Below are 22,614 nucleotides of genomic sequence, written 5' to 3'. Positions count from 1 at the left end.
TCAGGCGGTGACGGCCTGCGCGAATTGCAGGGCCTTCGGCCTCGCCCACGGCTTCTTCTCGCGGTAGGAGCGCACTAGCTCCATGTAGATCCCCAGATCGCGGTCGAGGTCCGACTGCGTGCCGTCGAAGTAGAAGTTGCGGATGGGGATCCCGCCGTGGTCCTTGCTCAGCTTGGGATAGATGGATTCGCTGACGATGCCGTTCATGCAGGTGAACGGGCTGATGTCGACGATCCCGTCGGCGCCGTTTTTCGCCAGCCATGCGGCCTTGCCCACGCTCAGCACCATCTCGCCCAGCACCCCGTGGGGCGGCAGGTACGGCTCGGCGAGCGCCAGCACCTCATCGGTGCTGGGCTCCTCCAACCCGGCGAAATCTTCCTTGAACGGATGCAGCAGAGCTTCCTCGTCGGCATGCTGAAAGTGCTTGCGGATCTTCGAGGCCAGCATGCCTCTGGAAAAGCCCTTGCCGCGGAGCCTCAGCTTCCGCTCGACCTCCCAGTTGGTGTAGCCGATCCATTCGGCGATATCGCTCAGCCAGGCCTGCGCGCCGTAGCCTTCCATCTTGCGCACCAGGTCGTCGTTGCTGAAGTTGTTCAGGCGGCAGAAGATCTCGCCCACCACGCCGATCAGCGGGATGTCGGGATCCGGGTGCACTGCGACACGTCGAAAGCAATCCCGAGTTCGCGCCATGGCCGCCACCAGTTGCTCCAATTGGCAGGCGGGATCGGCGCAGCTTATCTCGATGGTCTTGCAGACGTCCTGCAACGATTCCTCAAACGCCGCATCGGCGGCGCCGGGTACGAGTTCGTAGGGCCGGGTCTTGAGCAGCAGCTTGCGCAGGATGTCGCCAGCGACCAGTGCCCGCCATGCTCCACGCACGAACTTTCCCGCCACCTCCCCGATGCCCGCGTAGCCGTTCTCGCTGGTGGGAGAGAAGATCTGGATCTCGCCCAGTCCGCCGTCTCGCAGCATCTTGCGCAGGTAGGGCGCGTACTGGCCGAAGCGGCAGGGGCCCGTGGCGGTGGCCATGAAAAACACCGTCTTCGACGAGTCAAAAGCCGGCTTCTCCATGATGCGCACGAAGTCTCCCATCGTCACCTTGGCGGGGTAGCACTCGTCGCCATTCGTGTACTTGCCGCCCAGTTCGCGGGTGCGCTCATCCGAGGGCGGAGTCGGATGCGCATCGATGCCCAGCCAGCGGAATACGGCACAGAATGCGTCGACGCTCCCCTGCGCCATGGCCGGGACGTACACAGTCTTGCCCGCCAGCGGGTGGTCAGGCTTGATCTTCACGGTCACATGGCGGTGGCCTAGCATCGCAGGAATCCTTTGCTGTCGAGATAGGCTTCGCAGCGGGTGATGAAGCCGGCGTCGTTGGAGTGCCCGTCGAACTGGAGTACGAGGGAGGGCTTCCCGGCTGCGCTGTCGAGGAACGACTTGATGTACGAATCGGGGCCGCACTTGAAATTCGAGATGTAAACCAGGTGCAGGTTCGGCAGCCGCCGCGTGATGCTCGCTGCCGCCAGGATGCGCCGCCCCGAGTTCCAGTACATGTTCGGGTTCACTTCGGTGATGTCTTCCGTATCCACGGGCAGGAAATCCATAGGCAGCACGTTCACGCCATAGAGCGCACGCAGCTTGCGCGGGATGTCGCAGTTCACGCTGCGGTCGTAGATGTTGTAGGGGCGTCCCAGCAGAACCAGCGCGGGCTCGCCGGTCTGGCGCAAACGCGCGATGGCCTGCGCACCGGCCTCCTGCACCGCTTGGTCGAACGCGCCCTGCGCGGCGAAGGCGGCGGTCACGGCGCGGTCGCTGGCCCGCCGCGAGACCCCCAGGCGCTCGCTGAAGTAGGCGGAGATCTCTTTTCCCGCGTGCTTGCGGCCGTAGCGGAAGTGCACGGTGGGGGCGAGCAGCTTGTCGCGGTGCTGCTCCAGTTGCGGCACGACGCGGACCACGAAAGGCAGCGTCTGGTTCCACGGGCACAGGTGCGATTCTTCCGAGGTCGGCGTTTCCGCGTTCACCACGTTGGGGACCAACACGTAGTCCACACCGTTCTCGAGCAGCTCCCGGACGTGTCCGTGCGCCACCTTGATGGGGAAGCAGGGTTGCGCGATGGAGAGCTCGTCGCCAATGCGCGTGATCTGGCTGTCGGTCGGCGGCGAGAGCAAGACATCGAATCCCAACTCCTGGAGGTAGGTGCTCCAGAAGGGGAAGCGATCGTAATAAAACATGGTGCGCGGGATGCCGATCTTCTTGCCGCGTCCCAGGGGCGGACGAAGCGTCTCTTCCAGCAGCTTGTCGCGGTACTCCAGCAGGTCCTCGAGGACAGGGACACGGTCGGTCTTGGCTCGCTTGCGGAACTTGTCGGAGCACTTGTCGCCCCAGTAGGTGCGCTGCCCCTCGATGGTGAATTCCTTCATGTCGCACAGGTTGGAGCAGGCCTGGCAGACGAACTCGCGGCTGGTGAAATCCACCTTGTGCAGGCTGTAGCCGCGGAACTTGCTGGCGCCGCCGCGCACGCGCATCACTTCCTGTGCGATCAGCGCCATGCCGATAGCGCCGATCACGCCGTTGTGCGGCGGCACGATGATCTCTTTGCCCAGGATCTGGGAGAAGGCGGCCGCGACCGAGTCGTTGTAGGCCGTCCCGCCCTGGAAGAAGATGACGTCCCCGATCTTGCGCTCGCGCACCACGCGGTTCAGGTAGTTGAGCGCGACCGAGTACGCCAGGCCTGCGCATAGGTCACCGACCTCAGCGCCTTTCAGCAGCAGCCCGGTGACATCGCGCTCCATGAAAACGGTGCAGCGCTCGCCCAGGCGCGCCGGGCTCTCTGACTCGAGCGCCAGCCGCGCGAACTCGTCCTTGATGCAGATGCCTAGCTTCTCCGCCTGCTCTTCCAGGAACGAGCCTGTGCCCGCCGCGCAAGCCTCGTTCATCGTGAAATCCACGACGATGCCATTGTTGATGCGGATGAACTTGGAGTCCTGGCCGCCGATCTCGAAGATCGTGTCCACCATCTTCGTGCCCAGCGTCTTGGCGACGTGGACCGCTCCGGTCTTGTGGGCGGTGATCTCGTCGTTGACGGTATCGGCGCCGACCAGTTCGCCGATCAGCTCGCGGCCGGATCCCGTGGTGCCCACGCCGCGGATGTCGAGACGGTCTCCCAGCTCGGCTTCGATCTCGCGCATGCCGGCGTTCACCACCTCGATGGGGCGGCCCTGGGTGCGCAGGTAGATCTCTTTCAGCAAGTTTCCGTTGGCGTCGGTGACCACCAGATTGGTGCTGACCGAGCCGATGTCGATACCGAGGTAGGCTTCGACCTTTTGCCCCGGCGCCGGCAGTTCCACGTCCCTCACGCGGTGGCGCAGGAGCGCGACCCGTTCCATGGAGAGGGGATCGGTGCAGGCGAACTGCTGCTTCACGGCCGCGTGCTGCTTGAGCTGGTGGATGCGCTTGAAGGAACGCTTGCGTAGTTCCTCGCTCTCGAATAGAGCGGCCCCCAGCGCGCCCAGCCATGCATGCAGCTCGGGGACGAAGAACTGCTCGTCGTTGAGCTTGAAGGCGTCGCGCAGAGCGTTGCGCACGCCGGCGTTCAGGCCCACCGCGCCGATGAACGCGACCGGAGGCGCCACTTCACGGCCCTTCACGATCGCCGACTTGAAATTCCGCGCCACCGCGTCGCAAAGCCCGCGCAGGATCTGGTCGGTCGAATATCCCTTCTGCTGGGCGTGGATCATGTCCGACTTGGCGAAGACCGAGCAGCGTCCGGCGATGCGCGCCGCGCAGCTCGCCTGGCATGCCGCCTCGCCGACTTCTTCCACCGAGTACAGCAACCTCGACGCCTGCTGGTCGATGAACGAACCGGTCCCGGCGGCGCAGTCGCCGCTCGAGGAGTAATCCACGATGCCGAGATACTTCGACTTCGCCGCGGGCTCCAGCCGGATGTACTTCGAGGTCTCGCCGCCCATCTCGAAAACGGTGCGCACCTGCGGGTAGAAGACGCGCACGCCCTTGGCCACCGCGCGGAACTCGTTCTCGAAATAGATGCCGAGGATCTTGGCGATGAGCTGGCTGCCCGAACCGGTGACGCGGATGCCCTCCACGTTCTGCTCCGGCACGTGCTCGTAGAACTCCTTGAGCAGGTCGAAGGTGGACTGGATGGGACTGCCCTGGATGCGGCGGTACCGGGACAGCACCACCGGCCGGCCCGACAGAGGGTCGTCGCCGGGGAACAAAGCTGGGAAAAACCCCTCGGCGTTACCGCCGAGGGGCCCCAGCAGAGGCGCATCTGAAGCTGCGCCGATGGCCGCAAGCTTCAGACTTACTGCGCCGATGTCCAAGCCAATATTGATGCCCATGCGAGGGCATCCACGTTAGACGGTGGGGCAGGGGCGTGCTGTGACCGTAATCACAAGAGGATGTGTCGTGACGCACTCGCCGTTCGGCATGCGTCACACGCCGTTCGCTGCGCGTTTTGCGCTGTTCAGGACGCGGCTTTCATCGGCTCGTCCTGGCTGTGGAACTGCACATTGCGCTCCAGCTTCTGTAGCAGGGCGGGCACGTCTGTGCCGCTGGCGTAGGAGGCCATCCCGCCGTTGAACGCCATCTCGTACGGGGCCTGCGTCTCCACGTTCCATGTGTCCACGCGGTTGAGCAGGCGGGTGAGGGCGAAGTTGGCCTGCGGCTCGTTGGTCTCGGGCAGTAACACCAGGAACTTGGCGGCGTCGTAGCGGAGCACGGTGTCGGAACCGCGGAAGGTGGACTTCAGCACCTGCGCGACGTCGATCAGCAACTGGTCTGCGACCAGCTCCCCGAACTTGCGCCCGATGAGCGACCAGCCATCCACCTCCAGCAGCAGGAAGGTCAGGCTGGTGCCCCGCCGGTTCGCGCGGTTGATCTCCTTGGGCAGGATCTGGTCCAGGTAGCGGCGATTGAAGCTCTGGGTCAGCGGGTCCACCAGCGAAAAACTTTCCAGCCTCTCGTTGAACACGATCTCCCGGATCAGCTCCTCGTGCGTGCGGTGCTGCGTGCGCTTCTGATCGAAGACGTAGGCGGAGAAGATCAGCACCAGCATGAACAGCCCGATCACCAGCTGTACCAGCTGCGCCGGCTCGAAGGTGTGCTCGCCCGGCGTCCAGACCAGGTGAGGCAACGTCACCACCAGGAACCCGGCGGCGAAGATCAGCATGATCACCATGCCCACCGACCAAAGCTGGATGTCGCGCCCCGCCAGCTTCTTGATCTGGCCGTGCAGTTGTTCGGTGCGCGCCGATTGCAAGCCGTCGAGGTTCATGGCTGCCTCCTCGCGGACGTACCGCCAGCCCTGGAAAAGCACGCGGAATACCAGCCGGTGGGCAGCGTACCCGTTGCAAACACGAGAGTTGCGGGAAAGGAGGCAGCGTGGATGTGCCTATCCGGGACAAGTTCCCGGTTCGGCATCCATGCCAATCTTTACAGCGTCCGCTTGAACAGCGCCGTCGTTGCCCCCAGGGTCACGGCGGTGAACACCGACAGATACAGCAGGTCCGGCCAGATCGCTGCCAGCCCGGCCTCCTTCAGCAGCAGCGCCTTGAACCCGTGCACTGCGTAGGTGAAGGGATCGATGGTAGCAATGGCGCGCAGCCATGCCGGAAACGCCGCCACCGGGTAGATGGCGCCGCTGGGGAAGAACAGCAGCGTGTTCAGGATGCCGAAGATGGCGCGCGGCACCAGCGGGTCGTCCACCCGCGCCATGATCATGGACATCATGCAGATGAAGGCGGTGGAGGTGAGCACGATCATCAGCAGCAGCCACAGCAGCCGCACGGGATGGAAGGTCGTCCCCATGCCGGAGAGCAGAGACCCGATCACGGTGATGACGATGCCGGAGCCGATCGCCTTCAACGCTCCGGCCAGGTTCAGCCCCATCACCAACTCCAGTTTGGTGATGGGCGTTACCAGGTACCCTTCGTGCACACCGCGCGCCTTGTCGTCGATGTACACGATTCCGCCGCCGATCATCACCGCCACGAACATGGCCAGCGTGATGGAACCGGGCAGCAGGTACTTCATGTACTCGATGTAAGGGTACAGCTCGACCACGCTGAGGGCCACCTGCTGCACCATCACGGGCTGCACGTCGGGCGTGTTCAGCGCCTGGACCAGCCCCTGCAGCTTCTCGACGTAGGCCGAGCTGATGAAGGCGTCGGTGTTGTCCACCACCAGGCCGATCTGGGGGCGGGTCTTCTCGTACACCCTGCGGGAGAACTCCGGGGGGATCACGATCGCTCCCTCGACCTTGGCGTTGCGCACGTCCTCCACGGCGTGCTGCTGGTTGTCGTAGATCACGGGCGTGAAAGTGTTGGCGTTGGCGTGGACGGCGCGCAGCATCTCGATGACGCGCAGCGCCTGCGGGCCGTGGTCCTGGTCCACCACCGCCAGCGTGGTGTTGCGCACCTTGCCCCCGAAGGCGTTGCCCAGGATCACCAGCTGCACCAGGGGAAAGACCATGGCGACAAGCATGAGCGCGGGCGAGCGGAAGAATTTCCGCAGTTCGCGCTCCACGATGGCCAGCATGCGGTTCATGACGATCTCCTATCGCTGCAGCGGCGGCGGGATGTAGGCGAAGGCGCGCTTCGTCTCGTCGCGCAGCGCTCGCCCGGTGTAGTGCACGAATACGTCGTCCAGCGTGGTGCCCTGCACGGAGAGCGACTTCACCTCGACGCTCTCGCGCACGGCGCTCTCCACCATCGCCGTGGTGGTCTTCGAGCCGTCGTCGGTGAGCACGCGGTACATGTCGGCCGCCTCGGGCTGGACGGCGCGCACGCCGGGCAGGCGCTGAAGCTGCTGCGGCCAGTCCTGCGGCGCGTTCGTGAATTGGGCTTCGATCACGGTGCTTCCCGGCACCGACTGCTTCAGGGCCATGGGCGTGTCCAGCGCCACCAGTTTCCCGTGATCCACGATGGCGATGCGGTCGCACAGCCGGTCGGCTTCATCCATGTAATGCGTCGTGATCAGCATGGTGAGGTTCCGCTTTTTCCGGAGATTGGTGATCATCTCCCACACCGCCACGCGCGACACGGGATCCAGGCCGGTCGTGGGCTCGTCGAGGACGAAGATGCTGGGGCTGTGCACCAGCCCGCGCGCGATCTCCGCCCGCCGCCGCATGCCGCCGCTGAGCGTCTTCACGTCGGCGTCGCGCCACTTGGTGAGGTCCACCATGGCGAGCAGATCATCGATTACGCTTGCCCGCTGCTCCGCGGGCACGCCGTAGAGCTTGGCGAAGATGGACAGGTTCTCGTACACGCTCAGGTCCAGGTCGCTGGTCATGGCCTGGGGGATGACGCCGATCGAATGCCGCACGCCGTCCGGATCGCGGGCCGCGTCGTGCCCGCCGACGCAGGCTCGCCCCGAGGTGATGGGGATGAGCGTGGTCATCATGCGGATCAGCGTGCTCTTGCCGGCTCCGTTCGGGCCCAGCAGGCCGAATACTTCTCCCTCGCCGACCTGGAACGAGACGTCGTCCACCGCCGTGAAGTCGCCGAACTTCTTCACGATGTGCTCGACCTCGATGGCCGGCTGGTCGCCGTTGAGCGGCCTGGCCTGGATCGGTCCCCTGGGAGCGCTGCTCATTTCGACTGCGCCTCCGCTTCCGTGCGCGTGTGGGCCTTCAATTGATCGGGGGAGATGAGCACATCCGCCGTCATTCCGGGCACCAGTGATCGGTTCGGGTTGGGCACGCTGATCTTGAGCCCGACCGTCTTGATGTCGCGCTTGCTGCGGCCGACGTCGCGCTGGGTGGCGAAATCCGCTTCCGCGCCTTTCAGGATCACCTTGCCCTTCACGATGTCGCCGGAAGGAAGCTTCACGCGCACCATCTCGCCGATGCCGATGTTGGTCGCCTCGGTCTCGGGCATGTAGGCGCGCACCCAGGTGTCGCTCAGGTCCACGATGGTGACGATGGGCTCGCCGGGGTTCACCACTTCTCCCTGGCGTGCTACCCGCACGGAAACCGTGCCGGAGATCGGAGCGAGCACGCTGGTGTATCCCAGCCGCGTCTCCGCTTCGTTGAGTTGCGCCTGGGCCTGCTTGGTCTGCGCCTCGGTGGAGACCACGGTGCTCCGCGCCACTTCGATCAGGTGCAGGCGCGCCTGCGCGGTAGCCACATCGGCCTGCGCCGCGCGCACCTGGTCCCGCAGCGACGCGACCGCCGCTCGTTGCGCGGTCAGGTCGGCGTTCGACCGGTCGAGGTCCTGCTTCGAGGCGACGCCCTGTTCGGCCAGGGCGACGGTACGCCGATTGTCCGTCTCGACCTTCACCAGTTGCGCTTCCGCCTGGCGCAAGGACGCTCGCGCGGCCTGAAGCCGCGCCTGCACGTTCGCCAGGCCGCTGCGCGATTCACCCTGCGTCTGCACTTCGCTGTGGCGCGTCTCCGCCACCTTCGACTCCATGCTCGAGACCGCCTCCTTGGCGGCTCGCTGCTGTGCTTCGAGTTCGGCCGTGTCGAGCACGGCAATCACGTCGCCGGCCTGCACCTGGCTGCCTTCGTCCACGTTCAGCTTCTCGATCCGGCCCAGGATCTTGGAGCTCACAGCTACCTGGTTGGCGTCCACCGTCCCGATGAGCACGATGTCGTTGGAGTGCGGCGCCGAGAACCAGTAGTAGAGCGCGGCGATCACCAGCAGGACGCCCAGCAGCGCGAAGATCCGGTTGCGTTGGTTCATACACTCTTCACTTTCCTCTGGCCACGGGGCCGCGTCCTGGTACTCCCTTTGACGGGGACGAACAGCGCGTGCGCGATCTGGTCGAGAACGGCGGCCCGCCGGGCGGCGATGCGCTCCGGCGTGAACGGCTCCACGCCCGTGATGGCGCGGAACATGGGTGCGGCCACGAAATAGAAAACATTGAGGGCCGCGATGGACACCGAGAATTGGAGGGGGTCGACGGAGCGGAAGGCCCCGTCCGCCGCGCCTTTGCGCAATACTTCCTGCAATCGCGTCGCCAGCCGCGCCAGGTAACGCTTGCCCATTCTTGCCACATGGGGAGAGCCGCCTCGCCCGGTGCGCACCATTTCGTTGTGCACCAGGCGGCAGAACGCGGGGTTTTGCGCCAAGGCGTCAAAATGCGTCCCGGCATATCCCAGGATTTTTTCCCGGCAGGACAGATCGGAATCGAGGATGCCCGCCAGCCGCGGATAGATGGTGCCGAATGCGTGGTCGAGCACCGCCCCGTACAGCGACTCCTTGTCGTGGAAGTAGTAATAGAGGAGTGCCTTGTTGACGCCGGCCGCGCGGGCGATCTCGTCCGTGCGCGCGCCGGCCACGCCCTCGCGTGAGAACTCGGCGGTCGCGGCCTTCAGGATCGCCTCGCGCGTCTGCCCGGCGTCGCGGCTCTTCCCGTTCCTGCGTTGTTGCGTCGGCATATGTAATTAACTATCTAGTTAGTTAATATACAGGATGCACGGGCACGGTGCAAGGACGCAAGAATTTCCGTGGAAAGCCAGGACTGCCGCAGCACCCCTCAGCATTCAGCGCTCACCCGCGAAAGGTCAGGAGGTGAGGTTTGATGGGTGAGTGCTCGCGGTTACGCTGCCTCGCCCAGCCCCACCAGCGTGCCCTGCCGCGCGTCCGGATGCCACTGCACCAGTTCGTTGTAGGCGAGGCACAGCAGGGCGAAGGCTTCGCACGCGGACTTCATCTGCAATCCCGGTGCGGCAGCGGACCACGTCAGGCGCTCGTGGTTGTCCGGCCGGCGCTCGCAGACGTGCAGCGTGGGTTTGCGGTGTTTCACCGCGAAGCGGAGCATGGACAGCACCATCTCGGGATTGAAGTCAATCTCGCGCTGGTGGCGGTCTGGCGCCATCTGCAGCACTACCAACCCGAACTGCTGCAGGTCGTGGCGATGTTCGAATGCGATATGGTCCACCCGCTTCGACGCGCCCTTCCAGAAGTCGTGGAACATGGGCTTCGAGCCCTCCGCCACCGTCTCCGGCTTGCGCCCGCAGGGGCAAGGGAGGGCGGCGAACAGCGCGATCAGACGCTCCGACGTCCACACCAGCCTCTGCACGGCGGAATTGAAGTAGAAGCCGGAGATCAGCTCGTCGTTGGCTTCGTGGTCGGAGACGTGCTGCGGGAAGGAGTAGCCCGCGATCCAGGAGGCGATCTGCTGCCGGATGTGCGGCTGGAACTGGAAGCGGCGCTGGTCGCGATGGGAGTAGCCGTGGCGCTCGGCGGCCAGCAGCGCGTAGCCTGCGCCGGTCAACTGGTCGAATGGGGCCCCCCACACACTGTCGCCGTGGTTGGGACATTCCAGTGCGGCCAGGGAGTCGCGCACCAGCCGGATGTCAGTAGCCGGAATTTCGCTCAAGGGCTTGGTAGCGAGCATGGGGGACCTCCTCGGTCGGCAAGAGGAAGGGCGCACAGCCCATCCCCACCGCCAACTATTTCACAAACTGGCCGGAGCCGCAGTGTCGCCGCTCACACATCAATGTTTCTCGATGACCTTGCGGATCCGCTCGAACGCCCAGTCGATCTCCTCGCGGGTGATGACCAGCGGCGGCGCGATGCGGATGACGTGGTCATGCGTCTCCTTGCACAGGATGCCTTCTTCCTTCAGGGCCTCGCAGTACGGCCGGGCCTTGCCTGTCATCTCGATGCCGATCCAGAGCCCGCGGCCGCGCACCTCCTTCAGTTCGGGGCTGCGCAGCGACTTCAGCCGGTCGAGAAAGTACGCGCCCAGTTGCGCCGAGCGTTCCACCATCTCCTCTTCGACGAGCACGCGCAGCGCGGTGCGCGCGACAGCGCAGCCCAGCGGGTTGCCGCCGAAGGTCGAGCCGTGGTCGCCCGGCTTGTACACCCCCAGAACCTCCTTCGACGCCAGCACCGCCGAGACCGGATAGAACCCGCCCGCCAGCGCCTTGCCGACGATGAGGATGTCGGGTTTGATCCCCTCGTGCATGTAGGCGAACAATTTGCCGGTGCGTCCCAGGCCCGACTGGATCTCGTCGCACATCAGCAGCACGCGGTTCACGCGGCAGATGGCCTCGGCCTCGCGCAGGAAGCCGGCCGGCGGAATGAGGATCCCGGCCTCGCCCTGGATGGGCTCCACCAGGAAGGCGCAGGTGTGGGGCGTGATGGCGTCGCGCAGCGCCTTGCTGTCGCCGAAGGGGATGACCTTGAAGCCCGGTGTGAACGGCCCGAAGCCGTCGCGGTACTGCGCGTCCGTCGAGAAGCTGACCGCGGTGATGGTGCGGCCGTGGAAGTTGTTGGCGCAGACCACGACCTCCGCCTTGCCGTCGGGGATGCCTTTCACCTTGTAGCCCCACTTGCGCGCCGTCTTGATCGCGGTTTCGACCGCCTCGGCGCCCGAGTTCATGGGCAGCGCCATGTCGTAGCCGGTCAGCTCGTGCAGCTCCTTGTAGAGCATTGGCAACTGGTCGTTGCGGAAGGCGCGCGAGGTCAACGTGACCTTCCGCGCCTGTTCCACCAGCGTCTGCAGGATCTTGGGATGGCAGTGTCCCTGGTTGACCGCCGAGTACGATGCCAGGCAATCCAGGTAGCGCTTGCCTTCGACGTCATAGACCCAGACGCCCTCGGCCCGCTCGATCACCACGTCCAGCGGGTGGTAGTTGTGGGCGCCGTAGGTGTTTTCCAGTTCGATGAGTTCCTGGGTGCGGGTACTTTCGATCGTGGGCGGCATGTTCTCCCTTATGACTACGGTTACCTGTCCAACAGCATGGTCAGCAGCGCCATGCGCACGTATAGCCCATTCGTTGCCTGGCGGAAATAGAGTGCGCGCGGGTCGCTATCGACGGTCTTGTCGAGCTCGACGGTGCGGGGCAGGGGGTGCAGGATCATCGCGTTCCGCTTCATTCTTGGCAGGACGCTGGAATCGATGGCGAAGCGGCGCAGTGCCTGCACATCGGCCACGCGCTCGGGACGGATGCGCGTCTGGTACACGACATCCACTTCGCCCACGATGCCGTCGATTTGAGACGCCAGCTCGTATCGGACACCGTGGCGGTCGAGGTACTCCAGGATGTCCTGTTTCATCTGTAATTCCGCGGGAGCGACGAAATAGATCTTCACCCGCTCGAACTTTGCCAGCAAGTACGCCAGCGAACGCGCGGTCCGTCCCTTGTCGAGCTCACCGATGAAGGCCACGCTGAGCCCGTCCAGCGGGCGCTCGCGGTAGATGGTGTACAGGTCGAGCAGCGCCTGCGTGGGATGCTGCCCGCCCTCGCCGTCGCCGGCGTTGATCACCGGCACCGGCGAGACCTCCGAAGCCCGCTTTGCCCCGCCTTCCGTGTGATGCCGGATGACGATCACGTCGGAGTATCCGCCGATGATGCGGATCGAGTCCTCGACCTGCTCTCCCTCCATCTCCGACGAGAACGCGCGCGCGTGCTCCGTGGAGAGCACGCGCCCGCCCAGCCGGTGCATGGCCGCCTCGAAGGAGAAGCGGGTGCGCGTCGAGGGCTCATAGAACAGGGTGGCCATGATCCTGTTCTGGTAGTCCAGCGTGCCCCCGCGCTCCACCACATGCTCCATGCCGCGCGAGCGGTCGAACAGCTCCATCAGCAGCGGCACGGTGAACTGCTGCGACTCGACGACGTGCTTCAGCCGCGTCGTGTCCTGTCCGCTGCCTCCGTTTGTCGTGCTCCGCGGGATGGTGTCAGTCTGCATGGCTCACCTGCCGATCGTTGAGATCTCGTGCTCCCGTTCTTCTCGGGTAACGGCTCGGGTTCCGGGGACGATGCGGGTGCCGGTGCGTCCGGCCACCGCCTCGTAGAGATGTTCGTACGAGGTGATGACCGCTTCCTTGCCCCCGTCGCGCAGGAAGCGCAGTACCGACTCGATCTTGGGGCCCATGTTGCCGGGCGGAAAATGGCCTTCCTTGTGGTGGGCCTCCATCTCGGCCGCCGTAGCGACCGTGATCGGCCGCTGGGTTGGCTTCTTGTAGTCGAGATAGACGAAATCGGTGTCGGTGGAGATGGCGAAGATGTCCACGCCCAGTTCCGAGGCCAGCAGCGCCGAGGCGCGGTCTTTGTCGATCACCGCCTCCACCCCCAGCAGCTTGCCGTTCTCCCGCACCACGGGGATGCCGCCGCCGCCGCAGGCCACCACCAGCACGCCGGCGTTCACCAGGCCGCGGATGACCTCCTGCTCGACGATCTCGATGGGCTCCGGCGATGGCACCACGCGGCGGTAGCCGCGCGCCGCGTCCTCCACGATGGCCCAGCCGAACTGCCGCTTTTTCTCCTCGGCGTCGGAGCGCGAGTAGAAAGGCCCGATGGGTTTGCTGGGGTGCTGCATGGCGGGATCGTCTCGCGAGACCACCGTTTGCGTCACCACGCTCACCACCGGCACGTGCAGGCCCGCCGCCGCCAGTTCATCGTCGAGCGACTGGCACAACAGGTAGCCGATCTCGCCCTGCGTGGCCGCCCCGCAGACGTCGAGGGTGTGGCTCGGTACCTGGTCGGAGGCGCGCTCCGACCGCAGCAAGTCGGCCCCGACCTGCGGGCCGTTGCCGTGCGTGATCACCAGGTGGTAGCCGTCGCGGATGAGTCCGAGGATGGCCGCCGCGGTCCGCCGCGTGTTCGCCAACTGCTCGCCGTCGGTCCCCTTTTCCCCGGCACGGATCAGGGAGTTGCCGCCGACCGCGATCAGCATTGTCTTGGGCACGGGTTCGTCCTCGTCACTTCACCAGCTCCAAGGCCGGCGTTTTCTGCGCTTCTCGCGGCGATTCCACAGAAATGTCCTTCATCAGCTCGAACAGGATCGCCTTCTGCGCGTGCAGGCGGTTCTCCGCCTGCTGGAAGACCACCGAGTGCAGTGAGTCGATGACGTCGTCGGTCACCTCGTCGCCGCGGTGGGCAGGCAGGCAGTGCATGAAGATGGCGTCGTGCTTGGCGCGCGCGAACAGGGCCGCATCCACGCGATACCCCGAGAAAACGTAGCGCCGGATCTCCGTTTCCGACTCCTGGCCCATGCTGGTCCACACGTCGGTGTAGATGACGTCGGCGTTTTGTGCCGCTTCGGCGGGGTCGTGCGTGAGCGCGCACGTGGCTCCAGTCTGCACCCCGCGCACCAGCGCCCACTTCACTGCGTCGGCGCTGGGCTCGTACCCCGGCGGCGTCGCGATCCACACGTGCGCGCCCAGTTGCGCTCCCGCGAACATCAGCGAGTGCGCCACGTTGTTGCCGTCCCCGATATACGCGACCTTCAGCCCGGCGATCCTCCCCTTGACCTCTTCGATGGTCAGGTAGTCGGCCATGGCCTGGCACGGGTGGCTGAAATCCGTCAGCCCATTGATCACAGGGACGGCGGCGTGCTCCGCCATGCGCTCCACGATCTCGTGCGCGAAGGTGCGGATCATGATCCCCTGCACCATGCGCTCCAGGTTCTTGGCCACATCGTGCACCGACTCCCGCTTGCCCAGGCTGATTTCCGCCGGTGACAGGTACACGGAAAACCCGCCCAGCTGCTGGATGCCGACGTCGAAGCTCACCCGTGTGCGCAATGACGGCTTCTCGAAGATCAGCGCCAGCGTCTTGCCCTCGAGCACCTTGCTGTAGTCCAGCGGGTGCGCCTTGATGTGCCGCGCCAGGTCCAGCAGTTGCCGGATCTCGTGGGGCGTGAAGTCCCGGATGGAGAGGAAGTCGTTCGTCATAACGCCGCTCCCGCAACCGCTTCCAGCCTTTGGTGCGCGGTGATGCTGGTGAATTCGACGAGCACCTCGGCCAGCGTCGGCCTGGCGATGCACTCGATCTCGTAGGTCACGCGCACCGCGGGTTTGTTCAGCTTGATGATGCGTGCCAGGTCTACCGGCGTGGCCACCAGTACCAGGTCGCAGGGCACGCTGTTGATGGTCTCTTCCAGCTCATGGCGCTGCATGTCGCTGTAGCCCATGGCGGGCAGCAGCCGGTTCATGTGGGGATACTTTTCGTAGGTGGTGCGGATGGAGCCCACCGCATAGGGCCGCGGGTCAACCAGCTCGGCGGCGCCGCACTGCCGCGCCGCTACCACGCCCGCTCCGTACGGCATCTCGCCGTGGGTAAGCGTCGGGCCGTCCTCCACCACCAGCACGCGTTTGCCGCGGACCTGCTCCGGGTCCGCCACGTTGACGCGGCACGCCGTCTCGATCACCTTCGCCGCCGGATTGTTCAGCCGCACGTTGCGCCGCACCACGTCCACGCACTCGATGGCGGCGGTATCCACCTTGTTGATGATCACCACCTGCGCCCGGCGCAGGTTCACCTCGCCCGGATAGTAAGCCAGCTCGTGTCCGGGACGGTGCGGGTCGGCCACCACGATCTCCAGATCGGAGCGGTAAAAGGGCGTGTCATTGTTGCCGCCGTCCCACAGGATGACGTCCGCCTCGTTCTCCGCCTGCCGCAGGATGGCCTCATAGTCCACCCCCGCGTAGACGGTCGTGCCGTTCACGATGTGCGGCTCGTACTCCTCCCGCTCCTCGATGGTGCACTTGTGCCGCTCCAGGTCTTCCAGCGTCGCGAAGCGCTGCACCGCCTGCGCCACCAGGTTGCCGTAGGGCATGGGATGCCGCACCACCACCGGCTTCCATCCCAGCCGCCGGAGTTCCGCCGCCACGGCGCGCGATACCGGGCTCTTGCCGCATCCGGTGCGCACCGCACAGACGCTGATGACCGGCACCTTGGCCGCGAGCTGCGTGCGCCTCGCGCCCAGCAGCCAGAAATCAGCGCCCGCCGCCACCGCCCGCGAGCCCAGGTGCATCAGGTTCTGGTGCGAGATGTCGCTGTAAGAGAAGACGGTCACGTCCACGTCGTGCTCGTGGATGATCTTCTCCAGCTCTTTTTCCTCCAGGATCGGGATGCCCTTGGGATATAGAGGCCCCGCCAGTTCCGGCGGGTAACTGCGGCCGGCGATGTCGGGGATCTGGGTGGCGGTGAACGCGATGACCTGGTAAGCGGGATCGTGGCGGAACACGACGTTGAAATTATGAAAATCGCGCCCCGCCGCTCCGAGAATGACGACCTTTTTCATGGCAGCCTCTATGACCGCGGTATGAATTGACCAACACACTATGCTGCTCCCCAGACGGGCATCCCGCAGTGAGGAGCATCACAGAGAGGGGTGACACGCCGAGCGTAAGTACTTTCACATCAATATGTTACTGAAGTGCGGGTGCCCCACCCTTGTCGCGCCGGAGGCGAGACAGGGGCTCCCCTGAGCGAAGTCGAAGGGGTCGCAACTACCACACTTTAAATGGGGTCATCCTGAGCGAGGTGCGCCCCGGGTTTGGGCGCGCCGAGTCGAAGGACCCCTACCCTCAGCGAGGTCGAAGGGGCGAAAATTGTGCCCTCAAGGATTTGATTAGGTGAATAATCGGTGATAGGCGAAAGCCCCGGCCACCCGCCAGTGCGAGGCAACTAGGGCAGGGGGCTGCCCCACCCTTTCGGAGAGCAAAATATGTTGCGGGTGCCCCACCCTAGTCGCGCCGTAGGCGAGACCTGGTGGGATCCGCTGCGGGCTGCGCCACTGCGCATCGAAAAGGAGGTAGTGCGGCGCTTCAGCGCCGCGGTGACGAAAGCACTGGGACATTCCAGTGCTCAGACGGCGATGATTTACCAGCATCCGGGAATTGAGGCGATCCGGCAAGCTATCGACAGTAGGAACGTCGCGCAGGCCGAATGTCACAATCTGCGTCACAACCCGGAACTGGTGAATTAGTAAGTTGTTGAAAAAGCTGGTGAGCGCGGAAGGAATCGAACCTTCAACCTACTGATTAAGAGTTTCGGAATCAGCCGTTTGCAATCAACGGGTTGCAACGTTTCCAACAAGTTGTATTCATACGTATCCATCCATATCCATTGGTAGAAACAGGTGGTGGTTACAGTTTTGGATACAGTTTTCGCGCATCGAAAACCGGCGTGCGATCGCACGAGTCGCGAAGCAAGATTTAAGCCCGCATTGAGAGTACCTGACAGTATTTTCAACAAAAATGTGTTCGAATTTTCTCGTATAGAGAATTTAGCAAAAATGCTGTCAACAACTGTCAAACTGTCAGGACTGCGGCGTGATTGCGGTCCAAAAGGCGAAGAAAAAGCGCACACATGTGCTCAGGCACGATTATTTACTTGACACAACGAAACAGAGTTGCTATCTTTGGCTTGCATGACGGTAAGCCTCAGTCGCGCTTTGGTTTCTCGGCAGCCGCGAGTTGCATCCGCAGCTCTTTCTTTACGCTGCTTACAAGCTTCCGCAGGGGCACGTCTTCAAGGGGCCTCCCCATCTTCCGCTTCTGCTTTTTCTTGTGAGGTTCTGCCATGACTCTCCTAGACCTCAATCGGATGTTCGATACCGACGACAAATGCCGCGAAATCCTTACGAAACTTCGCTGGCCTCATGGCGTTGAATGCCCTCGCTGCAAGAGCAAAGACATTCTGTGGATTCATTCTCGCAAACAATTCGACTGCCGCGAATGTGAGTACCAATTTTCCGTTTTGTCCGGCACGATCTTTAACGACTCGCACCTTCCGCTGCAAACGTGGTTCACCGTTACTCTTCTGCTCTGCGAGGCGCGTAAGGGAATCTCTGCTAATCAAATCAAGCGCACAATCGGAGTCAGCTACAAAACCGCATGGTATCTCTGCCACAGACTCCGCGCCGCCATGAAGGAAGCGCGTCCCATGCTGGATGGCACGGTAGAGATGGACGAAACGTATGTAGGTGGCAAAGAGCGCGGCATGGGGCAGAAGAAGAACAAGGAAATCGTCATCGGTATCCGGCAGCGCGGCGGAGATCTGCGGTTCTTCCATGCGTCGGACGCCAAGAGCGGCACGTTGGCGCAGTACATCAGAGATAACGTCAGCACCGATGTGGAAGTGATGGTCACCGACGAACTCCCTGCCTATCCCAAAGCGATGATTAAAGCCGGGGTCCATGGGTCGAAGCACAAAACCATCCGGCATCGAGACAAGGTTTACGTCCAAGGTGATATTCACACCAACACAGTCGAAAGCGCATTCTCTCTGCTCAAGCGCGGCATCATGGGAAGCTGGCACAAGGTCAGTGCCAAGCATCTCCCCGCCTACTTGGACGAAATGACGTTCCGGTTTAACCGCCGCAAGAATCACGATCTATTCCTCGATACCCTGCGCCACATGGTTACCGCGCCCACGCTCACGTTCGAAAGGCTTACTGCGTGAAGGATTACGTAATCGAGTTTTCTTTCGAATGTCCGTCGTGTGCGAAGTTCAACGTCTTCAAGGTCACAATCCCCTCTAGCTCCGCCTATCACGCGCTGATTCAGTTTGGCTCCAATTCCAATGCTCCCGGCTGCAAGTTCTGTAAACTGGCCGCGACGTTAAGCGACGTGCCGCTCAATATCCGCAACGTCTCCCCATCACAGTGAATTCCTTTCCCGCGCCACACAAACTTGTCGAACACGGGGCGACGCAACCCAAGCGCATACTCCATCTGTGTGGTTCCTGGGAAATACATCGCGCGCAGAAGTGCCAGCCGCGCGTCATCATCACGATCTAAGTCATCGAGGGTCTTGTTGCTGTATTTTCGCATCATCTTCAGCAAGTCGGGATGTTGGGCCGGAAGTCGCCGGAAGTACTTCGGAGTGATGACCACATAATCCGCTGGCCTCCCGATATCAGGATTGTTAGGGTTCATCTTCTTCGCGTGGCGCCTTGCCGCGCGAAGGGCTAGCGTCACGCTGAACACGGCGCGTTGCAGGGTGATGTGTACTTCCGTTTTGCTCCGGCACAATGCATCCACGGCTGCTGGCGATCCGCTGCCGATGGCTGACCACTCCCGGATATCTGGCGGATTTGCGAAATCGGCCTGCCACAGAGCCGCACCATTGCTACAGAACCCGCCAACAGCAATTTGCATCGGCAGGGTCGTTGTATTGATTATTTTCTTTCCCTGCTCTCGGAGCCAGGCGGGGAGTGTCTCGCTTTTCCACTCGCCAACCGTGATGCCGAGATGACGCTTGAGCGCGTAGTTGGCTAGGTTGGTTAACTCGTAGAACTGCGCTTCACGTATGGCATTCCTGATGTGGTCGGGACCGAACTCTTCTGGCAGCGATTCCATTTGCTGATGCAGTTCCGAATTCACTCCCCAGCACAAGCCAGAGTCGCCCGCTATGTTGCAGCCGAAGCGACGCGGCAAGTCGAACTGCTTTCCTATTTGCTCATGCGCCGCGATTCGCAATTCATCAGGGAACGTGCCGCGTGTATCCGCAGCCATGACGATGCACTTGCCGCTCTCGCAGAGCACTCCAAGCCCGATTGTCATTGGCTGCCTACCAGACCGACGGGGGGGGAGATAGACGGCGGAGATATGGCGTGGACAGGTCGAACGGGAGCCCATTGCTGCGAGTATCCGTAGATATAGGTGTTGCGTCAAGTAAATAATCGTGTGCTCAGGCGATTTATCGACAGTTAACGGGTGACCACCAACCACTGTGACTGCCGTCACTGCTGAAGAACTCGATCACTCCTACCGTCTATACAGCTTTATCCCCACTCACGACCCGACCCCTCTGTTGATGGTCGAGCGGTCTGATAGGTATGAAGTGTTGGGAGGCGCCCATGGGCGAGCGCGCGCCGTGGTGGCTGTGGTTCCTGGCCGCAACGTTCGTCCTGTACGGCGCGTTTATCGTCTACTGCAACCGCTTCGGGCCGGAAGCAGTTGGCGCCAACTTCGACTTCGCCAGCGATCGGATGATCCTGCTCCGTATTGCTCCGGGGGGACCGGCCGAGCGGGCCGGACTGCGCCCCGGCGACGCGCTGCTTCGGGTGGACGGGATCCGCACACGGAATTACTTCAGTTGGGTGGCGGTGCGGGCACAAGTGGAAATCGGCAAACCTCAGGCGGTGGAGGCGGAACGCGACGGGAAACCCCTGAGCGCAAGACTGGTCTCGACCCGACGCACGAGACAGGGGATAGTACCTAACTCCGTTTTCCCGGTCATAATGGCGCTGAAAGTCCTCGGCTTTGGGCTGGTCTTTCTCATCCTATGGCAACGGCCACGGGACAAGGTGGCGCTGCTGGCGGCCTGGCTGGTGGCCTGCGTTGTCAGTGCAGCCGGTTTGTTCGGCACGGGCACCGCAGTGGTTTTGCGGCATTTGCCGGCAGCGGTGGCGTTGCTACTGGTGTTCCCGTTTTTCTGTAATGTCGCGGGCATGGCTGGGATTATGTTCACATTCTGCGCCATGTTTCCCCGCCGGCTGTTTCGCTCGCTCTGGCCCTATGCGGCGGCGTGGGCGCTGGTGTTGGTTATGTTCATGGTCTCGTTTCCCGACTGGTATCGCATCGCGTACCAGCCGCAGGCTCTGCGAGACGGCATTCCGAATTGGAGCATACCGACGACCATTCCTTTGTTTCTTGTGTTTGCAGCGGGAGCATTGTTAGTGCTGGCCGCAAATTATCGCAGGCTGGATGACGTCAACGAGCGGCGGCGCGTGCGCGTGGTGGTGGCGGGACTGGCAGTTTCCTGGATCGTGTCCATTCCCGGGTTGTTTGCGCTCAACATGGGAGCCAACCACCCGATTGCGCGGCCCTACATTCACCCCGTACTTGGACCGCTGCTCATTATCGTCAGCTTTACTTTTCCCTGCGCACTGACCTATGCGGTGCTGCGGCATCGCATCTTCGATGTACGCGTGATCGTGCGCCAGGGCCTGCAGTATGCGGTCGCGCGCCGTGCGCTGCTCGCGGCGGTGCCAGTGCTCGCCTTGCTGCTGCTGATGGACCTGCTCGCTCACGGCCAGAACACAATAGCCGAGATCCTGCGCTCGCGCGGCTGGGTTTACGGTGCGCTGGCCGCACTGGCGCTGTTGGCGCATAGCAAGCGACAGGCCTGGCTGGACGCGCTGGATCGCCGCTTTTTCCGCGACCGCTACGACGCACAAATGTTGCTGCGCAGCATTGTTGATGATCTGCGCGCTGCCAGCAGCTTCGAGCGGGCGTCCGCCCAGGTTTCGGCCAAGGTGGAAACAGCGCTGCACGCAGAATTTGCCGCCGTTTACGTCAAGGAAGCGGGAGAATCGCTATTTACCGCGATCGCCGCATCGCCGGCCAGTTCGGCACCGCCGCAGTTAGTGGCCAATGCCAAGTTCATCGGCATGATCCGCCTGCTGGAAGCTCCGCTGCGCATCGCGCCCGCCAGCGAGTGGGGACAAAACCTGCCGGCGGCCGAATCCGCGCTGCTGCTGGAGTACCGGCTGGATGTGCTGATGCCGATTGCCATGGCCGGAGGCAAGCGCGAGGCTATGCTGGCGCTTGGGCCCAAACGGTCGGAAGAGCCGTACAGTCGTGAAGATCTCGAGCTGCTAGGCTCTACCGCTTCTAGCCTGGCATTGCTTTTGGAGCGTCCGCAGGTGGCGGTGGGCGCCGAAGAGGCGTTCCTCGAATGCCCCGAATGCGGGCGGTGTTACGAACCGGGCGCGTCGGCCTGCTCGCAACACGCCTGTTCCTTGGTGAAGGTGCGAGCGCCGCGCCTGCTTGCCGGCCGCTATCGCCTTGACCGACGCATTGGGCGGGGCGGCATGGGAGCGGTGTACGCGGCGCGTGATACCGCCCTGGAGCGCGACGTCGCCGCCAAGTTGATCGTTGAGGAGTTGATCGGCAGCACCAACGCCGCCCAGCGATTTCGGCGGGAAGCTCAGGCAGCTGCCGCGTTCTCGCACGCAAACGTCGTTACCGTGTTCGACTACGGCCTCGCGGGTTCGCGCGCCTTCCTGATCATGGAACTGCTGCACGGCTGCTCGCTCCGCAAAGAGATCCAGCGGGCCGGACGCCTGTCGCCGGAGCGGGTGCTGGAAGTTTTTCGCGGCATTTGCGCAGCCGTGGAAGCTGGCCATCGGCGGGGGCTGATCCACCGCGACCTGAAACCGGAGAACATTTTCCTGGCCCGCAACGAGGATGGCGAGGTCGCAAAAATCCTCGACTTCGGCCTGGTTAAGACTGTGACTGAGGACACACAGGCCACTCGCGACACCACGGCGGGGGTGGTCGTGGGTACGGCGCCCTACATGGGCCCAGAGCAGATGCGAGGCTGCGCTCCCACTCCGGCTTTTGACCTGTGGGCGCTGGCGGTTGTGCTCTACGAATCGCTCACTGGGCGATTACCCTTTCCGGTTGAGGGTTCGCCGCAATGGCGGGAGGCGATGTTTGCTGGGCGCTTTACCCCTGTGGCGGTCCACCTGCCATGGGCGCCCGAGAGTTGGAAGGAATTTTTCACGCGCAGCTTGGCGCCGGAGCCGGAGCGGCGACCGCAATCGGCGACAGGGATCTTCACGGAGTTGGAGCGCGCGCTAGCGACACGAACAGCGGCGCTCAGTTCGAAATAGAGTTCCGGCCGTCCTGGCTCGTTTGCCCAAGAGCACCTCTGGCAATCCTAGATCGCATCTGGTCGGCTCAACGAGCGATAACAGCCGTTAGCACAAGTTAGGACCGCACCCCCAACATATTGTAGCCCGCAGATCAGCGACCACAAGACGCGTTCGCATCCTCACTCCCACCAACACTCCCACGTTTTCCTGGGCGCGGTTCGCGAATCCAGCCGTTCAATTAACTTCCAATCAATGTGCGATGCCGGGTGCCCCACCCAACGCGCTTTTTGTTGGGTGGGGCTCTC

Annotated in this window: 17 protein-coding genes; 3 read left to right on the top strand and 14 right to left on the bottom strand. The window is 63.3% G+C overall.

Annotation, left to right across the window (positions count from 1 at the left end):
- The 13 genes from LAN37_10635 to LAN37_10575 all read right to left on the bottom strand — a co-directional run bounded on the left by LAN37_10635 (window position 1) and on the right by LAN37_10575 (window position 16,001).
- The gene (locus LAN37_10635; protein ID MBZ5647667.1) at window positions 1-1,317 is read right to left on the bottom strand and encodes a hypothetical protein; all 1,317 of its coding nucleotides are present in this window, start codon (window positions 1,315-1,317) and stop codon (window positions 1-3) included.
- Complete coding sequence (locus tag LAN37_10630; GenBank protein MBZ5647666.1) at window positions 1,311-4,358, bottom strand: acyl-CoA dehydratase activase; 3,048 nt, start codon at window positions 4,356-4,358, stop codon at window positions 1,311-1,313. The genes LAN37_10635 and LAN37_10630 overlap by 7 nt, the downstream gene beginning before the upstream one ends.
- Window positions 4,359-4,483: 125 nt before the next feature.
- Entirely contained in the window at window positions 4,484-5,293 is an 810-nt protein-coding gene (locus LAN37_10625) for a GGDEF domain-containing protein (protein MBZ5647665.1), read from the bottom strand.
- Window positions 5,294-5,451: 158 nt separating this feature from the next.
- Window positions 5,452-6,564 (bottom strand): ABC transporter permease, encoded by a 1,113-nt coding sequence (locus tag LAN37_10620; protein MBZ5647664.1) that lies wholly within the window; start codon window positions 6,562-6,564, stop codon window positions 5,452-5,454.
- A 9-nt stretch (window positions 6,565-6,573) separates the two neighbouring features.
- Entirely contained in the window at window positions 6,574-7,611 is a 1,038-nt protein-coding gene (locus tag LAN37_10615; GenBank protein ID MBZ5647663.1) for an ATP-binding cassette domain-containing protein, read from the bottom strand.
- Window positions 7,608-8,702: an efflux RND transporter periplasmic adaptor subunit gene (locus LAN37_10610; protein MBZ5647662.1), complete on the bottom strand. Its 1,095-nt coding sequence runs from the start codon at window positions 8,700-8,702 to the stop codon at window positions 7,608-7,610. The genes LAN37_10615 and LAN37_10610 overlap by 4 nt, the downstream gene beginning before the upstream one ends.
- Complete coding sequence (locus LAN37_10605) at window positions 8,699-9,400, bottom strand: TetR/AcrR family transcriptional regulator (protein ID MBZ5647661.1); 702 nt, start codon at window positions 9,398-9,400, stop codon at window positions 8,699-8,701. Before LAN37_10605 ends, LAN37_10610 begins: the two co-directional genes overlap by 4 nt.
- 161 nt (window positions 9,401-9,561) lie before the next feature.
- Window positions 9,562-10,362: a hypothetical protein gene (locus LAN37_10600; protein ID MBZ5647660.1), complete on the bottom strand. Its 801-nt coding sequence runs from the start codon at window positions 10,360-10,362 to the stop codon at window positions 9,562-9,564.
- 99 nt (window positions 10,363-10,461) lie between these two features.
- Entirely contained in the window at window positions 10,462-11,676 is a 1,215-nt protein-coding gene (rocD, locus tag LAN37_10595; GenBank protein MBZ5647659.1) for an ornithine--oxo-acid transaminase, read from the bottom strand.
- A gap of 20 nt (window positions 11,677-11,696) precedes the next feature.
- On the bottom strand, window positions 11,697-12,662 hold the full coding sequence (pyrB, locus tag LAN37_10590; protein ID MBZ5647658.1) for an aspartate carbamoyltransferase: 966 nt from the start codon (window positions 12,660-12,662) through the stop codon (window positions 11,697-11,699).
- 3 nt (window positions 12,663-12,665) lie between these two features.
- Entirely contained in the window at window positions 12,666-13,661 is a 996-nt protein-coding gene (gene arcC, locus LAN37_10585) for a carbamate kinase (GenBank protein MBZ5647657.1), read from the bottom strand.
- Window positions 13,662-13,674: 13 nt separating this feature from the next.
- Entirely contained in the window at window positions 13,675-14,649 is a 975-nt protein-coding gene (gene argF, locus LAN37_10580; protein MBZ5647656.1) for an ornithine carbamoyltransferase, read from the bottom strand.
- Complete coding sequence (locus LAN37_10575; protein MBZ5647655.1) at window positions 14,646-16,001, bottom strand: cyclic 2,3-diphosphoglycerate synthase; 1,356 nt, start codon at window positions 15,999-16,001, stop codon at window positions 14,646-14,648. The genes argF and LAN37_10575 overlap by 4 nt, the downstream gene beginning before the upstream one ends.
- A 426-nt stretch (window positions 16,002-16,427) precedes the next feature.
- On the opposite strand from LAN37_10575, the gene LAN37_10570 reads away from it, so the two are divergent.
- Window positions 16,428-16,688 carry a hypothetical protein gene (locus tag LAN37_10570; GenBank protein ID MBZ5647654.1) on the top strand — a complete coding sequence of 87 codons (261 nt, stop codon included), beginning with the start codon at window positions 16,428-16,430 and terminating at the stop codon, window positions 16,686-16,688.
- Between the two features lie 596 nt (window positions 16,689-17,284).
- A complete protein-coding gene (locus tag LAN37_10565; protein ID MBZ5647653.1) occupies window positions 17,285-18,166 on the top strand; it encodes an IS1595 family transposase in 882 nt (293 codons plus the stop codon).
- Window positions 18,167-18,266: 100 nt separating this feature from the next.
- Here LAN37_10565 and LAN37_10560 read toward each other — a convergent pair whose 3' ends face one another.
- A complete protein-coding gene (locus tag LAN37_10560; GenBank protein MBZ5647652.1) occupies window positions 18,267-19,268 on the bottom strand; it encodes a hypothetical protein in 1,002 nt (333 codons plus the stop codon).
- A gap of 296 nt (window positions 19,269-19,564) precedes the next feature.
- On the opposite strand from LAN37_10560, the gene LAN37_10555 reads away from it, so the two are divergent.
- Window positions 19,565-22,327, top strand: a complete 2,763-nt coding sequence (locus LAN37_10555) for a protein kinase (GenBank protein ID MBZ5647651.1) — start codon at window positions 19,565-19,567, stop codon at window positions 22,325-22,327.
- Window positions 22,328-22,614: the final 287 nt, after the last annotated feature.

It is taken from the genome of Terriglobia bacterium (genome assembly GCA_020073495.1).
GTDB lineage: Bacteria > Acidobacteriota > Terriglobia > Terriglobales > Acidobacteriaceae > JAIQFD01.
The sequence above is the reverse complement of the archived record's forward strand: the minus strand, read 5'-3'. Positions and strand labels throughout refer to the sequence as shown.

Bases quoted from the DNA above. Each gene is read 5' to 3' on its own strand.
- LAN37_10635 (MBZ5647667.1), bottom strand. From the start codon at position 1,317: ATGCTAGGCCACCGCCATGTGACCGTGAAGATCAAGCCTGACCACCCG.
- LAN37_10630 (MBZ5647666.1), bottom strand. From the start codon at position 4,358: ATGGGCATCAATATTGGCTTGGACATCGGCGCAGTAAGTCTGAAGCTT.
- LAN37_10625 (MBZ5647665.1), bottom strand. From the start codon at position 5,293: ATGAACCTCGACGGCTTGCAATCGGCGCGCACCGAACAACTGCACGGC.
- LAN37_10620 (MBZ5647664.1), bottom strand. From the start codon at position 6,564: ATGAACCGCATGCTGGCCATCGTGGAGCGCGAACTGCGGAAATTCTTC.
- LAN37_10615 (MBZ5647663.1), bottom strand. From the start codon at position 7,611: ATGAGCAGCGCTCCCAGGGGACCGATCCAGGCCAGGCCGCTCAACGGC.
- LAN37_10610 (MBZ5647662.1), bottom strand. From the start codon at position 8,702: ATGAACCAACGCAACCGGATCTTCGCGCTGCTGGGCGTCCTGCTGGTG.
- LAN37_10605 (MBZ5647661.1), bottom strand. From the start codon at position 9,400: ATGCCGACGCAACAACGCAGGAACGGGAAGAGCCGCGACGCCGGGCAG.
- LAN37_10600 (MBZ5647660.1), bottom strand. From the start codon at position 10,362: ATGCTCGCTACCAAGCCCTTGAGCGAAATTCCGGCTACTGACATCCGG.
- rocD (MBZ5647659.1), bottom strand. From the start codon at position 11,676: ATGCCGCCCACGATCGAAAGTACCCGCACCCAGGAACTCATCGAACTG.
- pyrB (MBZ5647658.1), bottom strand. From the start codon at position 12,662: ATGCAGACTGACACCATCCCGCGGAGCACGACAAACGGAGGCAGCGGA.
- argF (MBZ5647656.1), bottom strand. From the start codon at position 14,649: ATGACGAACGACTTCCTCTCCATCCGGGACTTCACGCCCCACGAGATC.
- LAN37_10575 (MBZ5647655.1), bottom strand. From the start codon at position 16,001: ATGAAAAAGGTCGTCATTCTCGGAGCGGCGGGGCGCGATTTTCATAAT.
- LAN37_10570 (MBZ5647654.1), top strand. From the start codon at position 16,428: ATGTTGCGGGTGCCCCACCCTAGTCGCGCCGTAGGCGAGACCTGGTGG.
- LAN37_10565 (MBZ5647653.1), top strand. From the start codon at position 17,285: ATGACTCTCCTAGACCTCAATCGGATGTTCGATACCGACGACAAATGC.
- LAN37_10560 (MBZ5647652.1), bottom strand. From the start codon at position 19,268: ATGACAATCGGGCTTGGAGTGCTCTGCGAGAGCGGCAAGTGCATCGTC.
- LAN37_10555 (MBZ5647651.1), top strand. From the start codon at position 19,565: ATGGGCGAGCGCGCGCCGTGGTGGCTGTGGTTCCTGGCCGCAACGTTC.